We start from the raw sequence: 14,199 nt of genomic DNA, 5'->3' as shown, positions 1-14,199 counted from the left end.
AGAATGTGCCCGCACCCAGGGGGAGTTGAAGCCCCGGAGCACGGGTTCAGAGGTTGATTTGAGGGTTCCGTAGACGGGCTACGCACCCTTGCGTAGACAAGGGGCGGGCAGGGGGCGGGAGTTGGTGCCGGGCGGCGGTGTCGCATGGGCGCGACAGGACAGATGTCAGCGACGCCGCCGCCCGGGGTTCCTGGGCGGTCCCGCCGGGCCGGCCGGGCTGGAACGGCCGGCCGGGAAGCGGATGATCAGACCTGGGCGCCGGAGAGGCGTTCCACGGCTCGGAGCAGGGCCGAGTGGTCGAGGTCGCCGTCGCCCTGGGCGCGCAGGGAGGCCACCAGTTGGGCCACGACCGCGCCGACGGGCAGGGCGGCGCCGACCGTGCGCGCGGCGTCCGTGACGATGCCCATGTCCTTGTGGTGCAGATCGATACGGAAGCCCGGCTTGAAGTCCCGGTCGAGGAAGTTGCCCTTCTTGCGGGTCAGCACGGTCGAGCCGGCGAGCCCGCCGTTCAGGACGTCCAGGGCCGCCGCCAGGTCCACGCCGGACTTCTCCAGGAAGACCACGGCCTCGGCGCACGCCTGGATGTTCACGGCGACGATCAGCTGGTTGGCGGCCTTCACGGTCTGACCGGAGCCATGGGGTCCGCACAACACGATGGTCTTGCCGAGCGCCTCGAAGACGGGCCGGGCCGCGTCGAAGTCGGCCTGGTCGCCGCCGACCATGATGGACAGCACGGCCTCGACCGCCCCGGCCTCACCACCGGAGACTGGCGCGTCGAGCACCCGGATGCCCTTCTCCCGCGCGGCGCGGGCCAGGTCGATCGAGGTCTGCGGGGTGATGGACGACATGTCGATCAGCAGGGTCCCCGGCCGCGCGTTCTCCAGGATGCCCTCCGGGCCGTACGCCACGGCCTCCACCTGCGGTGACGCGGGAACCATGGTGATCACGACATCGGCGTTCCGCACGGCCTCGGCGACGGAACCGGCCGCCGTACCGCCGGCCGCGCTCAGCCGGTCCAGCTTGTCCTGCTCCAGGGTGTAGCCGGTGACGTCGTAACCCGCCTTGATCAGGTTCTCCGACATGGGGGAGCCCATGATGCCGAGCCCGATCCAGGCAACCGCTGGGTGGGCCGGGTGGGAGGCATCCGCGCGGGCCGGGTGGGAGGCATCCGCGCGGGCCGGGTGGGAGGAAGCGTCGGGGTTGCTCATACCTGGGGGTTCCTCTCCGTGCGGGGTCAGCGGGACAGCCAGTCGAAGGCCTCGGAACTCGGGCGGTCCCCCGGCTTGTACTCAAGGCCGACCCACCCCTCGTAACCGGCCTTCCTCAGCCGGTCGAGGAGGTCCGCGAGGGGCAGTGAGCCGGTGCCGGGGACGCCCCGGCCGGGGTTGTCGGCGATCTGGACGTGGCCCGTCCGGTCGGCGTACCGGTCGATCACCGACGGCAGGTCCTCGCCGTTCATGGACAGGTGGTAGAGGTCCATGAGGAAGCGCGCGTTGTCGAGGCCGGTCGCCTGGTTGACCTTGTCGACGACGTCGACGGCGGCGGGGGCCGAGACCAGCGGGTAGTGGGGTGACTCCAGCCGGTTCAGCGCCTCGATCAGCAGGGTCGCGCCGATACGGTCGGCCGCGCGGGCGGCGAGCACCAGGTTCTCCAGCGCCAGCGCGTCCTGCTCGGCCGGGTCCACGCCGTCGACGCGATTGCCGTAGAGGGCGTTGAGGGCCCGGCAGCCTACGGACTCGGCGAAGTCGGCCACCACGTCGATGTTGGCGCGGAACCGCTCCGCTTCCGCGCCGGGGATGGACAGGGCGCCCCGGTCCGGGCCCGGGAGCTGGCCGGAGTAGAAGTTCAGCCCGATCAGCCGGACACCGGCGTCCTCGATCGCCCGCTTCAGGGCGTCGAGTTCGGCGGGCTCGGGGGTGGGGGAGTCGAGCCAGGGCCACCACAGTTCCACCGCGTCGAAGCCGGCGGCGGCGGCCGCGGCCGGGCGCTCCAGGAGCGGCAGTTCCGTGAAGAGGATCGACAGATTGACGTCGTAGCGCTGCTCTGCGGGTCCCATGGGACGGCCGCTCCCTTCGGGCGTCAATTCCGGACACGAAATTCCGTATTACGAAATTTAGTTTCTGCTTAATGGAATGCTGTCGCCGACGACCCCGCTCTGTCAAGAGGGGGAGGTGGAACCCCGGGGGTGCGCGTTAGGTTGGGCGCGTGCGATTGCGAGTGGAGTTCACGACCGAACCCTTCGACCTGGACGAGCCGCCCCGGCACGCGCTGGTCGCCCGGGAGGTCCTGGCGGCCGCCGATCTGGACGCCGTGGATGTGGGGCCGTTCGGCAACACGGCGGAGGGTGGCTCCGAGGTCGTCCTCGCCGCCGTCGGCAGTCTGCTGCGCAAGGCGTTGCGGGGCGGTGCCACCAGGATCTCGCTCCAGGTCAACGTCATCGAGGAGGGCGAGTGACCGGCCCCGGGGGTGACGACTTCGCCGAGGCCGTCAAGCCGCTGGTCGATGCCATGGGTGGCGTCATGGTCCCGCCGGGCGAGGCCGGCCCCGACGATGTGGTGCTCTCCTGGCAGGGGGCCGACGTCGTCGCCGTACGGCTGCCGCAGCTCGCCGAGTCGCTGGACCACATTCTGGCCGCGCTCGAACGCAAGCACGGAAAGCCCCTGGCCGACCTCGACCGCAAGACCAAGCAGGAGGTCGTCAGCACGCTCGAAGCGCGCGGGGCCTTCACGGTGCGGCACGGGGTGGAGACCGTCGCGAGCGCGCTCGGCGTCAGCAGGTTCACCGTCTACAACTACATCAACTACGTCAATGAGCAGCGTGCCAAGGCGCGACCGGGCGGGGAGGCGTCGACGAAGCCCGGCCGCCACTCCCCGTAACCGGGATTTTTCAACAAACTGTTGACGCGATGTCGTCGTGGGGCGTTAGCTTGCCGTAGGCAGTCCAGACTCACGGCCACGGAGGCTCCCGTGACTTCGCGTACGTCGGCGCCGGGGCTCGCCCGGTTCAACGCCATGGAGGAGCACGCGGCCACGGCCGCCCTCCATGAGGTGTGTGCCTCGGCGGAATGGGGGCGCAGGCTGCTCGCCGCGCGCCCGTACGCCACCGTCGACGACCTCCTCACCGCCAGTGACGCCGCCATGGCCGAGCTGACCGCCGAGGATCTGGCCGAGGCCATGGCCGGGCATCCGCCGATCGGCCGGCCCAAGCCGGGGGACCCCACCTCGGCGCGGGAGCAGCGCGGTATGGCCGGCGCCTCCGACGAGTTGAAGGCGGAGATGCTCGAACTGAACCTGGCCTACCAGGAGAAGTTCGGCCATGTCTTCCTGATCTGCGCCACCGGGCTCACCGGCGAGCGGATGCGGGACGCCGTCAGGGAGCGGATCGGCAACCCGCCGGAGCGGGAACGCGAGATCGTCCGCACCGAACTGGGCAAGATCAACCGCATCCGCCTCACCCGGCTCGTCGAAGAGGGCTGACGCACCATGAGCACCAACATCAGCACGAGCACCAGCACCGGCACAGGCACCACCGCCTCCGTGTCCACGCACATCCTGGACACGAGCATCGGCCGCCCGGCCTCAGGGGTCGCCGTCCGACTCTCCGCCCGCTCCGGGCGCGACGCGGACTGGCAGGCCCTCGGCGGCTCCACGACCGACGCCGACGGCCGGTGCAAGGACCTCCCGGCGCCCCCGGAGGGGACCACCCACGTACGGCTGGACTTCGCGGTCGAGCCGTACTTCCAGAACAAGCGAGCCGATGCGCAGCAGGACGCCCCCGCGAATCGGGACAGCGGTACTGCCGGGGCTGGGGCCTTCTTCCCGGAGGTGGCGATCACCTTCGCGGTGAACCCCGGCGAGCATTACCACGTACCGCTGCTGCTCAACCCGTTCGGCTACTCCGTATACCGAGGGAGTTAGCACCCGTGCCCATTCTTGGACAGAACCAGTACGGCAAGGCCGAGAACCGAGTCGTCAAGATCACGCGGGACGGCGCCACCCACCACATCAAGGACCTGAACGTCTCGGTGTCGCTCTCCGGCGACATGGACGAGGTCCACCTCTCCGGCTCGAACGCCAACGTCCTGCCGACCGACACCACCAAGAACACCGTGTACGCCTTCGCCAAGGAGCACGGCATCCAGTCGGCCGAGCAGTTCGGCATCCACCTCGCCCGCCACTTCGTGACCTCACAGCCGGCGATCCACCGGGCGCGCATCCGGATCGAGGAGTACGCCTGGGAGCGCATAGAGCACGGCGGCGAGGGCGCACACTCCTTCGTCCGCAAAAGCCAGGAGACCCGGCTCGCCCAGATCACCTACGACGGCTCGTCGTGGGAGGTCGTCTCCGGCCTCAAGGACCTCACCGTCCTGAACTCGACCGACTCCGAATTCTGGGGCTACGTCAAGGACAAGTACACGACCCTGCCCGAGGCGCACGACCGTATCCTCGCCACCGAGGTCTCCGGCCGCTGGCGCTTCCACTGGACCGACGACGAGCAGCCGACGCCGGACTGGGACGAGTCGTACGCACAGGTGAAGCGGCACACGCTCCAGGCCTTCGCCGAGACGTACTCGCTCTCCCTCCAGCAGACCTTGTACGCGATGGGCGCCCGGATCATCGACAACCGGAGCGAGATCGACGAGGTCCGCTTCTCCCTCCCGAACAAGCACCACTTCCTGGTGGACCTGGCTCCGTTCGGTCTCAAGAACGACACCGCCGAAGGAGCTGTGTACTTCGCCGCCGACCGCCCCTACGGCCTGATCGAGGCCACGATCCTGCGGGACGGCAGCGAGGCGAAGATCCCGGTCGACCTCACCAACCTCTGACGCGGAAGTAGAGGAAGAGCAACGATGGCTCAGCGCATCGTCATCGAGAACGCGGCGATCGCGACCGTGGACGCCAAGGACACCGAGTACACCTCGGGTCACCTGGTCGTCGCGGACAACGTGATCGAGTCGGTCGGCGAGGGCAAGGCCCCCGAGGGGCTGACGGACGTCGTACGACGGATCGACGCGACCGGGCACCTCATCACCCCCGGCCTGGTCAACACCCATCACCACTACTACCAGTGGATCACCCGGGGTCTCGCCACCGACCACAACCTCTTCAACTGGCTCGTCGCCCTGTACCCGACCTGGGCGCGCATCGACGAACGCATGACGTACGCGGCGGCGCAGGGCTCGCTCGCGATGATGGCCCGTGGCGGGGTGACGACCGCCATGGACCACCACTACGTCTTCCCGAAGGGCTCCGGCGATCTGTCGGGCTCGATCATCCGGGCCGCGCGCGAGACGGGCGTCCGCTTCACCCTCGCCCGTGGCTCCATGGACCGCAGCGAGAAGGACGGCGGACTGCCCCCGGACTTCGCCGTCGAGACCCTGGACGGCGCCCTCGCCGCCACCGAGGCGACCGTCAAGGAGCACCACGACTCCTCCTTCGGCGCGATGACCCAGGTGGCCGTGGCCCCCTGCTCGCCCTTCTCCGTCTCCACCGAACTCCTCCGCCGGGGCGCCGAGTTGGCCCGCGAACTCGGCGTACGGCTGCATACGCACGGCTCGGAGACGGTCGAGGAGGAGAAGTTCTGCCACGAGCTGTTCGGCATGGGCCCGACCGACTACTTCGAATCGACGGGCTGGCTCGGCGAGGACGTGTGGATGGCCCACTGCGTCCATATGAACGACTCCGACATCGCCGCCTTCGCCCGTACGAGGACGGGGGTGGCTCACTGCCCCTCGTCCAACGCCCGGCTGGCGGCGGGCATCGCCCGCGTCCCCGACATGCTCGCCGCCGGCGTCCCGGTCGGCCTCGGTGTCGACGGCACGGCGTCCAACGAGTCCGGTGAACTCCACACCGAGCTGCGCAACGCCCTCCTCATCAACCGCCTCGGCGCCCACCGCGAGGCCGCCCTCAACGCCCGCCAGGCCCTCCGCCTCGGCACCCACGGTGGCGCCCAGGTCCTGGGCCGGGCGGGCGAGATCGGATCACTGGAGCCGGGCAAGCTCGCCGACCTGGTCCTGTGGAAGCTGGACACCCTCGCCCACGCCTCCATCGCCGACCCCGTCACCGCTCTCGTCTTCGGCGCGGCGGCCCCGGTCACGCTGTCCCTCGTGGGCGGCGAGCCGATCGTCGAGAACGGCCGACTGCTCCACGTCGACGAGGACGCCATCGCCCGCTCCACGAGGGACGAGGCCCGGCGGCTCGCGCGGATCGCCGCCGGGGGCTGAAGATCCGGCCGAGGGGGCGGCCCTCGGTCGATCCTCAGCTCAGCGAGTAACTGTCCCCGTACACCTCCCACTTGAGCGGCAGCGCCAGGTCGAGGTTGCCGGCCGCCAGGAACACCCGCTGGGCCGTCTCGACCCGGCTGACATCGCTGTGGGCCTCCTCCTGCTCCATCGCCCACACCCGCGCGTCGAGGAAGGCGTGCAGAAACGCGGTCTCGTCGCCGCCCTCGGCCGGGGAGGCCGCGTTGAGCAGTGCCTGCCCACGGATACCGCCGAAGCTGACGGCGTCGGTGCCGGGGCCGTGCATCACCATCGCGTCGTAGTAGATGAACTGGCCGAGCGTGCCGAGGCCGTCCTTCTTGGCGCGCTCGACCGCCGGGGTGAAGTACACGCGGTCGCGTTCGTCGCGCTGGGCCTTGCGGAAGGCGGCGGTACCGGCGGCCTCGCGCCAGGCGGCCGGATACCCGGGGTCGAGGCCCTCGTGCGAGTCGGTGCCGTCGACCGTACGCAGGGCGTCCAGATACCCGGCCAGCGGATTTGTCGCGACCCGCTCGGTGTACAGCTCGACCAGGGCCAGCATGTCGCCCGTACCGGAGCAGAATCCGATGATCCCGGCGGTGTAACCGCGTCCGTCGCCGATGTCCTCGATGTAGGTGTACTGCTGCTCCCAGTCCAGGGAGGAGTTCTCCGCGCTGGACACCAGCCGCATGGCGATGTCCTTCTTCTCCGGATCGTCGAGCCCGGTACTCGCGGTGGTGGCCGCGTCCGCCACATGCCTTCCTATCAGGGGAGCGGCGACCAAGGAGGCGCCGAGAGAGGTGAGGAGCAGTCGGCGGGACGCGGCTCTTGCGGGCAGAAACGGCACGTGTGTTCTCCAAGTGAGCGCTCTGAGGGGGTAGTTGAGATTCGCGCGCTCGCCTTGGAAAGCCGTGAGGGTGCGATCGCAGACCGCTGTGATCCGTCAGGAGAGAGCTGTGAGCCGGTCCCTGACCTCGGTGGCCACCGCGTACGTGTCCCCGGTCGGCTCGGTCGCGAGCCGACCCGGATTCCGTGTCCAGCGGTCCTCAAGCGCGAACCAGTCGATCGCCGTCGGCGTCCGGCCCTCCCGCAGCGCGGCCCGCAGTTCGGTGAAGTACGTCGACCAGCGCAGCCGGTACAGCCCGCCGACCAGCCCCGCCCACTCCCGGTTGGCGTAGTCCCGCAGCCCCGCGTCCGCGCCCGCCCGTGTCCCCCACACGGTCAGCAACGACAGGTTGTCGTAGGCGAGTTGCTCCCGCTCGGCGTCGTCGGCGCCCCAGGCCCGGGCCTCCGCGACCCAACGCCCCAGCAGATGGGCGGAGTCGGTGGCCACCAGCCGTTCGAGGAGGTCCATCAGCGACAGCCAGGTCCCCGTCAGCTCGTCGAACCGGGCGGTGTCACCGGCGTCGTACGCCGCCTTGATCTGCGGCAGCAGCAGCCGACTGCGGTTGGAGAGCGCCTGCCGGGCCACGTCCAGCAGATCCCGGCGGTACGCGGAGGACTTCCGCAGCTCCGCCCGCACGCCGAGCAGTTCACCCAGCGCGGGCTCGAACTCGGATGCGTCGTACCGCAGTTGCTTGGGCGACCAGCGGGCCGCCCGTACGGTGTTCAGGGCGGGCCGGGAGCCGAAGAGACCGTCGGCGCCCTCGCTCCAGCTGTCGGCGCGGGTGGTGCCGTAGGCGGTGCGACGGAGGATGTCCCAGGCGGCCTCGGCGCGCGGATCACGGCCGCCGTAGCGGGTGTGCGCCCAGTCGGCGAACCAGGCTTCGAGGTCCAACTCCCCCTCCCGCCAGGCGAGTTCGGAGAAGAGGGCGAAGGCGGCCGGATTGTTGTCGGCGGCCTCCGGCATCAGGGCGATCCCGCGCAGCTTGCTGCCGTCCTTCGTCCGCCACTTCTCGTACAGCTCCGCCCAGTCGGGGGTGTTGGCGCCGAGGGTGGTGTGGCCGCCGAAGTTCCAGATGGAGCCGAAGGCGTACGGGGTGTCGTTCCAGTCGGCCTCACGGTCGGTGACCGTGGGGAAGCGGTCGGAGAGGCCGTCGACGACGAGCATCCGCTCCTTGTCGACGGCGTCGACGATCGCGCGCGGCGGATTGCGCTGCCAGCCGAGGATCACCCAGGTGGCGTCGGGGTGCGCCGCCCTGAGCGCCCGCTCGACCCCGCCGGCCGCGTCCGCGACCGGCACATCGCCAGGGTCGCCGCCCTCGTGCAGGAGGTCCATCTTGTACAGGGTCGACGGACCGCCGAACAGCTCGTCCTGCGCCCGGTAGAAGGCCGCCGCGACCTCCGTGAACTCCGGTGTGCGCGGGTCCAGCCAGTCGGGGCGCGTGAAGCCCATCCAGGTGCCCTGCGGCACGGTTCGCGCCCCCGGCACCCGCTCGGCGAAACCGGTCGGGACCGTACCGAAATAGCCCGGGAAGACCGGCGTCATGCCCAGCTCGCGCACCCGGTCCACGATCCTGCGCCCCAGGGCGGCGCGGGCGTCGAGGAGTTGCCGCGAGACGGGGGAGGGAAACCCCGGGAATGACGACAGGTTCTGCAGCAGCCACCACGGCTGATGCGCGGGCCCCGCGATCCACTCCCGCAGCTCCTCGTCGGTGTACCCGAACTCCTGGAACACCCGGTGGTAGAGCGCGTCCGCGCCCGTGTAGACGAGGACCTCGTTGTAGCCGTGCAGCGCCAGGACGTCCAGCTCGCGCTCCCAGTACGACCAGTCGTGGTACGCGCCCGTGTAGCCGTCGTTGGTGTCGTTGAGCGCGAAGCGGTGGGGGACGTTCGCGCGCCGGGTGACCGTGCCGTCGAGGCCGGGGAGATCGGCGGGGAGGAGGTCGGTCTGCTCGCCGGCCCAGTTGATCTCGGCGCGGGCCACGTGGTTCAAGTACCAGTTGAGGCCGGTGAGTTGGACGGCCGGAGTGTCACCGACGACGGTGATGCCTCCGGCCCGCCCCGAGACCTCGAAGGTGTCCGGGGCCGTCCCCGCGACGAAGGTGATCTGCTGCCAGTGGTCGGGCAGCAGCCGCCGGGCCGCGTTCGCGGCGACCTTCGCGGCCCGGTCCGTGTTCCCTCTTCCGTCGGACCGGGGCGCGTCGTCCGAGGGGATCGCACGGGCCGAGGTACAGGCGACCGCCGAACTGGCGGCCAGGGCGACGAGCAGGGCACGGCGGGCGAGCGGCATGGTGTCTCCGGGGCTGAGGACGGGGGGTGTGCCGAGGGGAGGAATACCCCTCGAAACCCCACCCGTGCGCAGACACGCGGTCACAACGGGGAGAACCCGCCATGAACGACTCCTTCGGCCCTGCCCGGCCTCGTGGGTCCGACTGCGCCTTCGGGGGTTCGGCTGTGGTCGGCCGGGACACTTGTCGTACATCGATGTACGTAGATGTCCTGGTTCGGGAAACTCCTCGACTTGGCTGACGCGTTGTCGGTAAACAGGGATTCACGGAAATAGTCACTTCGTGTCCGGTGGGGGCCGGAGCATCCCGTGGGAACCGGTACGTCCGGTTGTGGCCGGGGCGCGGAGTGCGGGGGAAAGAACGGGGATGTTCATGGTGCATCGACACCATCGCGAGACCTACTACGTCGTCAACGAGGGCCGTGTCCTGGAGTTCGAGAAGGGGAATGCCGTCTCCCGCGTGCCGAGCGCGACCGAGCAGCAGATGGCGTTCCGCTTCTCCAGGTTCGGTGAGAAGGGAGTCCAGCTCGACGAGGCGCTGCGCGCCAAGCTCGCCGAGGCCATGACCACGGGCACGGGCGGCGCCGACCCCGACTCCGGGGCGCCCGGGACACCGATCCCGGCCGGGTTCACCTACCTCGGCCAGTTCGTCGACCACGATCTGACGCTGGACCGCACCCAGGTGGGGCTGGGCGAGCCGGTCCCGGTCGACGAACTCGTCCAGGGGCGCAGCCCCGCCCTCGACCTGGACTCGGTCTACGGTCTGGGCCCGCACCACTCCAGCAGCGCCCGCTTCTACGAGACCGACGCGCGCCTCAAGGTGGGGACGGCGCTCGGTGTGCCCTTCCCGCCCGAGTTCCCGCCGGCCAATGTCGATCAGGAGGGCTTCGACCTCCCCAGGGCCGGCGAGACGGCCGGCGGCACCCGGGCGGACCAGCGCGCCGCGCTCATCCCGGACGCGCGCAACGACGAGAACCTGGCCGTCGGCCAGCTCCACCTGGCGTTCATCCGCTTCCACAACCGCGTCGTCGACCACCTCGTCGAGCGCGGGGTGCCCGAGTACCGGCTGCTCGACACGGCCCGGGAGACCGTGGTCAAGCACTACCAGTGGATGCTGCGCACCGACTTCCTGCCCCGCATCGTCGACCGGGACATCGTGGAGCGGGTCTTCACCCGGGGGCGCAAGCACTTCGAGGTGCCGGGGCGCGGCCGTCCCGGCGACGCCCCGACGATGCCCATCGAGTTCTCCGTGGCCGCCTACCGGCTCGGGCACAGCATGGTGCGCGGGGCCTACCAGTGGAACACCGTGTTCCGCGCGGGTGGGCCCGGCGGGATCGCCAGTCTGGGTCTTCTCTTCCGGTTCAGCGGCACGGCGGGCAACCTCACTCCGGGGCCGGCCGACCTCAGCGACCTCGACGACCCGAACGCGGGGGAGAACCTGCGGCTGCCGAGCAACTGGATCGTGGACTGGCGTCGGCTGTTCGCCTTCGGGGAGATCGGCCGGGACGACCTGGTCGTGCCCGAGGGCGAGTTCAATGTGGCCAAGCGGCTGGACACCCTGCTGGTCGACCCGCTGTCCACACTGCCCACCGGCACGTTCGACGGCCGGGGCCGTCCCGCGCCGCCGGCGATCCAGCGCAACCTCGCGTTCCGCAACCTCACGCGGGCCGCGATGGTCGAGCTGGCCACCGGGCCGCAACTGGCCGCGCAGATGGGCTTCAAGCCGCTGACGGAGGACCAGATCCTGCGCGGCAACGGCGGAGCCGTCCTGGAGGGCCTCACCGACGCCGAGCGCACGCAGATCGTGGAGAACACCCCGCTGTGGTTCTACGTCCTGCGTGAGGCCGAGGTGAACGAGGCCCACCCCGGCAGCCTCACCGGCGTCGGCGGCACCCTCGTCGCCGAGGTCTTCCACCGGGCGATGGAGGGCAGCCGGACGTCCATCGTGAAGCAGCCGCACTGGCGCCCGACCCTTCCCTCCCACAAGAAGGGCACGTTCACGATGACGGACCTGCTCCTCTTCGCCTTCGAGAACGACCCGGCACTGCTCAACCCGCTGGGTTAGGGGGTCGCAGGGCCAGAGGGACGTGCCGTCTCCTTCGCCGCTCGGGCTGTGGGCCTGTGCTCATGGTCCGGGCGGCGCTGACGCCTACGTTCTCCTCGGTGACGCCAGCAGATAGCGCTCCCGGGTCCGGGGGTCCGTGTGCTCGCCGACCTGCCAGCCCGCCTTCTCCAGGGTGGCCGCGCAGGCCCGCAGCGACTCGTGGGACGGCTCGCGGACGGCGACGGCCTCCGGCTGGGGAGTCGCCCGGACGCGGTAGCCGCCGGGCTCGGTGGCCGCCGGGTCCGCAGGGTCCGCCAGGGTCGCCGGGCGGTGGCCCGCGGCTTCGAGGGCGAGGGCCGCCGCCTGGACGAGATGGGCGCGCTCCCAGCCGCAGGGCCGATCCATGGCACCGTCCGGGTTGGTCATCCGGCGCAGCTCCAACAACCCCTGCCAGGCGCCGTGCACCTCACGCACACGCGCCGGACCGGACACGACGCCCTCCTCACCGCCGATCCGGGCGGCGAACACCCCGGTCACCTGGGCCGGCCCCGCTCCCTGGCCGGAGGATTCCTCCCGGTCGGCGGCTTCCCCGGCGGGCTCCTCCCGTATGCGATGCCCGGCCGGAGTCAGAAAGTGGTCGTGCGGCGGGCGCGGATGCCGAAAGGCCAGCCCGCGCTTCACCAGCGCCGCGAGCTGGGCCTCCGTACCTCGCACCCGCCCGGTCACCGGCTCGGCGGCATCGATGATCCGCCGCTGCGCGGCGGTCGGCGGTCGTGTCATGGCACCCTCCTCCACCGAACCGGCTGAACCGGCCGAACGACCGGACTGGTAGGCCCTTCGCATGTCCCGTCCGAAGACTACGAGGGGGGTCTGACATTCCACCCGGCGATGACCGGCCGCCCATGCTCGGTACCGAGTCGGCAGACCGTCCCCGTCGCCAGCTGGAACAGCGCCCCGCCCGACGGCGGCAGCCCCAGCCGGCGTGCGGTCAGGACGCGCAGGAAGTGACCGTGGGCCACCAGCACCACGGACCCCTCGGTGTCGTTCAGGGCCGCGTGCGCCTTGGCCAGCATCCGGTCGGCGCGCGCCCCGACCTCATCCGGGCTCTCCCCGGGATGCTCGGGCGGCCCCGGCGCGACACCGTCCGTGAACAGGAACCAGTCCGGCCGGGTGCGCTGGATCTCGACGGTCGTGACCCCCTCGTACGCGCCGTAGTCCCACTCGCGGAGATCCGCGTCCACCCGCGCGTCCTTGAGCCCGGCCAGTTCGGCGGTCTCCCGGGCCCGCTTCATGGGGCTGACGAACACGGCCCCGATGTGGTGCGAGGTGAGCAGCGGGGCGACACTCCGCGCCTGCGCGCGCCCGTTCTCCGTCAGCGGCAGGTCGGTCCAACTGGTGTGCCGCCCCGACAACGACCACTCGGTCTCACCGTGCCGCACCAGAAAAAGATCACCCATGCCCCCAGGCTACGAGCCCCGCCCGGCGACCCCTCACAACGCCCGCGCCCACCGCTCCAACTCGGCGAACTCCCGCTCCCCGAGCCCCTTGCGCGGATCGATCCGCAGCAGCAGCGCCGCCGTGTCGTGATGCTCGGCGACATGCCGTACGTCGAGGTCGGTGATCATGTCGTCGACCCAGACGAACGGCCGCCCCGCCGCCCACGACACCACCTGCCGAGTCTTCCAGTACAGGCCGTCGGGGTCGGGCACGAACACGTCCGAGAACTCGATGACCGGCAGATTCCCCGGCAGCCCGATCACCGGCCCGATCATCTCGTTGGCCTCGTGCATCCAGGTCGTCGCCCACGCCAACTCGTACGGCAACGCCAACAGCCGCTCCCCGTGCCCCGGATTGAGCCGTACACGAAGCCCCCGCCGAAGCCGCCGTGACCCCGGTTTCTGCCGGGCCGACCAGTTCGCCGGACGCAGCCGGTGGGTGACGTATCCCCGGGGGCGCCGTAACCGGGCGCCGAAGGGGTTGAGGGGGCCGTCGACATCGAGGAGGAGCAGCGGGCGGTCAGTCATGGGGAAGGTCTACCCGTCGTCCAGTGCGCGCAAGGCCCGTTGTGTCGCCCGGCGGGTGATGTCCTCGGTGTCCTTCCGCGCCGGTGCGTCGGGGGCTCCGGCGTGGCTGATCACGATCAGGAGTCTGCCCTGCTGGACGAGGGTCTTGGTCTCGCCGCTGGGGAAGCCGCCCAGCTCCACTCCGATGTCGGCCGCCCAACTGCGGTCCCCCAGCTCCGGACGCGTGGTCTCCCGCAGCGTCTCCGTCCCGGTCCTCGCGAGATCCGACCAGGTGATGGTGAACCGCGCGCAGTCCGAGAGATCGGCGACGGTCCGCTCGTACGCCTCCTCGGCGGCGGACGCGTCGCGGTAGACCCGCAGGGTCTGGCGAATCCACGGGCCCAGCGCACTGTGCCCGAATTCGGCCCTCCCCTGAACGGCCGTGCCGGAGGCGGGAGTTCCGTAGTCGAGGTCGTTGAGGGCGTTCACGCAGCGCGGCTTGTCCGAGCCGTCCGGTGGTACGGCCTCCGGGTCCGGGGTGATCCGGTCATAGCCGGTGAGATCGTCCACGCTCAGCAGCGCGGCCGAGACCTCGGCCCTGGTGGGCAGCGCACCGCCCTTGCCCTCGTCCGGTGCCGTACCGTCCTCACCATCGCCGCCACCACCGCAGGCGCCGGTCGACAGGATGACGGCGACGGCGAGAGCCATCGACTTGGCCCAGGTGTTGTTCACAGGTTTCTCCCGG

At 70.7% G+C, this 14,199-nt stretch carries 15 protein-coding genes; 7 read left to right on the top strand and 8 right to left on the bottom strand.

The genetic code is table 11. From position 1 onward, the window contains the following. Window positions 1-245: 245 nt before the first annotated feature. Window positions 246-1,208, bottom strand: a complete 963-nt coding sequence (locus tag ACWD4G_RS29735) for a 2-hydroxy-3-oxopropionate reductase (protein ID WP_451298766.1) — start codon at window positions 1,206-1,208, stop codon at window positions 246-248. A gap of 26 nt (window positions 1,209-1,234) precedes the next feature. Continuing rightward, entirely contained in the window at window positions 1,235-2,056 is an 822-nt protein-coding gene (locus ACWD4G_RS29730; RefSeq protein ID WP_451298764.1) for a TIM barrel protein, read from the bottom strand. Between the two features lie 149 nt (window positions 2,057-2,205). On the opposite strand from ACWD4G_RS29730, the gene ACWD4G_RS29725 reads away from it, so the two are divergent. The 6 genes from ACWD4G_RS29725 (at window position 2,206) to ACWD4G_RS29700 (ending at window position 6,223) form a co-directional block, all read left to right on the top strand. Then, window positions 2,206-2,454, top strand: a complete 249-nt coding sequence (locus ACWD4G_RS29725; RefSeq protein ID WP_451298762.1) for a hypothetical protein — start codon at window positions 2,206-2,208, stop codon at window positions 2,452-2,454. 53 nt (window positions 2,455-2,507) lie between these two features. Then, window positions 2,508-2,876 (top strand): helix-turn-helix domain-containing protein, encoded by a 369-nt coding sequence (locus tag ACWD4G_RS29720; RefSeq protein WP_451298940.1) that lies wholly within the window; start codon window positions 2,508-2,510, stop codon window positions 2,874-2,876. 135 nt (window positions 2,877-3,011) lie between these two features. Then, entirely contained in the window at window positions 3,012-3,476 is a 465-nt protein-coding gene (uraD, locus tag ACWD4G_RS29715) for a 2-oxo-4-hydroxy-4-carboxy-5-ureidoimidazoline decarboxylase (protein WP_451298938.1), read from the top strand. 6 nt (window positions 3,477-3,482) lie between these two features. Then, window positions 3,483-3,917, top strand: coding sequence for a hydroxyisourate hydrolase (uraH, locus tag ACWD4G_RS29710; RefSeq protein ID WP_451298760.1), 435 nt, complete (start codon window positions 3,483-3,485; stop codon window positions 3,915-3,917). A gap of 5 nt (window positions 3,918-3,922) precedes the next feature. Then, entirely contained in the window at window positions 3,923-4,825 is a 903-nt protein-coding gene (gene pucL / locus ACWD4G_RS29705; protein WP_451298758.1) for a factor-independent urate hydroxylase, read from the top strand. A 24-nt stretch (window positions 4,826-4,849) separates the two neighbouring features. Further along, window positions 4,850-6,223 carry an 8-oxoguanine deaminase gene (locus ACWD4G_RS29700; RefSeq protein ID WP_451298756.1) on the top strand — a complete coding sequence of 458 codons (1,374 nt, stop codon included), beginning with the start codon at window positions 4,850-4,852 and terminating at the stop codon, window positions 6,221-6,223. A gap of 34 nt (window positions 6,224-6,257) precedes the next feature. On the opposite strand, the gene ACWD4G_RS29695 is transcribed toward ACWD4G_RS29700, so the two are convergent. Continuing rightward, the gene (locus tag ACWD4G_RS29695; protein ID WP_451298754.1) at window positions 6,258-7,085 is read right to left on the bottom strand and encodes a chitosanase; all 828 of its coding nucleotides are present in this window, start codon (window positions 7,083-7,085) and stop codon (window positions 6,258-6,260) included. A gap of 96 nt (window positions 7,086-7,181) precedes the next feature. Next, window positions 7,182-9,410, bottom strand: coding sequence for an alpha-N-acetylglucosaminidase (locus tag ACWD4G_RS29690; protein ID WP_451298752.1), 2,229 nt, complete (start codon window positions 9,408-9,410; stop codon window positions 7,182-7,184). A 370-nt stretch (window positions 9,411-9,780) separates the two neighbouring features. Here ACWD4G_RS29690 and ACWD4G_RS29685 point away from each other — a divergent pair, with 370 nt between their 5' ends. After that, window positions 9,781-11,472 (top strand): peroxidase family protein, encoded by a 1,692-nt coding sequence (locus tag ACWD4G_RS29685; protein WP_451298750.1) that lies wholly within the window; start codon window positions 9,781-9,783, stop codon window positions 11,470-11,472. A gap of 84 nt (window positions 11,473-11,556) precedes the next feature. Here ACWD4G_RS29685 and ACWD4G_RS29680 read toward each other — a convergent pair whose 3' ends face one another. The 4 genes from ACWD4G_RS29680 to ACWD4G_RS29665 form a co-directional block, all read right to left on the bottom strand. Then, window positions 11,557-12,231: a hypothetical protein gene (locus ACWD4G_RS29680; RefSeq protein ID WP_451298748.1), complete on the bottom strand. Its 675-nt coding sequence runs from the start codon at window positions 12,229-12,231 to the stop codon at window positions 11,557-11,559. A gap of 77 nt (window positions 12,232-12,308) precedes the next feature. Next, complete coding sequence (locus tag ACWD4G_RS29675) at window positions 12,309-12,908, bottom strand: histidine phosphatase family protein (protein ID WP_451298746.1); 600 nt, start codon at window positions 12,906-12,908, stop codon at window positions 12,309-12,311. Between the two features lie 33 nt (window positions 12,909-12,941). After that, on the bottom strand, window positions 12,942-13,475 hold the full coding sequence (locus ACWD4G_RS29670) for a hypothetical protein (RefSeq protein ID WP_451298744.1): 534 nt from the start codon (window positions 13,473-13,475) through the stop codon (window positions 12,942-12,944). A gap of 9 nt (window positions 13,476-13,484) precedes the next feature. After that, window positions 13,485-14,186 carry a hypothetical protein gene (locus tag ACWD4G_RS29665; protein WP_451298742.1) on the bottom strand — a complete coding sequence of 234 codons (702 nt, stop codon included), beginning with the start codon at window positions 14,184-14,186 and terminating at the stop codon, window positions 13,485-13,487. Window positions 14,187-14,199: the final 13 nt, after the last annotated feature.

This window comes from Streptomyces sp. NPDC002643 (assembly GCF_053592555.1).
Note: the sequence above shows the minus strand (reverse complement) of the source record. Positions and strands in the feature narration are given on the sequence as shown.

Coding starts and splice junctions, on each gene's coding strand:
- ACWD4G_RS29700 (WP_451298756.1), top strand. CDS start 4,850: ATGGCTCAGCGCATCGTCATCGAGAACGCGGCGATCGCGACCGTGGAC.
- ACWD4G_RS29670 (WP_451298744.1), bottom strand. CDS start 13,475: ATGACTGACCGCCCGCTGCTCCTCCTCGATGTCGACGGCCCCCTCAAC.
- ACWD4G_RS29690 (WP_451298752.1), bottom strand. CDS start 9,410: ATGCCGCTCGCCCGCCGTGCCCTGCTCGTCGCCCTGGCCGCCAGTTCG.
- ACWD4G_RS29675 (WP_451298746.1), bottom strand. CDS start 12,908: ATGGGTGATCTTTTTCTGGTGCGGCACGGTGAGACCGAGTGGTCGTTG.
- uraH (WP_451298760.1), top strand. CDS start 3,483: ATGAGCACCAACATCAGCACGAGCACCAGCACCGGCACAGGCACCACC.
- uraD (WP_451298938.1), top strand. CDS start 3,012: ATGGAGGAGCACGCGGCCACGGCCGCCCTCCATGAGGTGTGTGCCTCG.
- ACWD4G_RS29735 (WP_451298766.1), bottom strand. CDS start 1,208: ATGAGCAACCCCGACGCTTCCTCCCACCCGGCCCGCGCGGATGCCTCC.
- ACWD4G_RS29680 (WP_451298748.1), bottom strand. CDS start 12,231: ATGACACGACCGCCGACCGCCGCGCAGCGGCGGATCATCGATGCCGCC.
- ACWD4G_RS29720 (WP_451298940.1), top strand. CDS start 2,508: ATGGGTGGCGTCATGGTCCCGCCGGGCGAGGCCGGCCCCGACGATGTG.
- ACWD4G_RS29730 (WP_451298764.1), bottom strand. CDS start 2,056: ATGGGACCCGCAGAGCAGCGCTACGACGTCAATCTGTCGATCCTCTTC.
- ACWD4G_RS29685 (WP_451298750.1), top strand. CDS start 9,781: ATGGTGCATCGACACCATCGCGAGACCTACTACGTCGTCAACGAGGGC.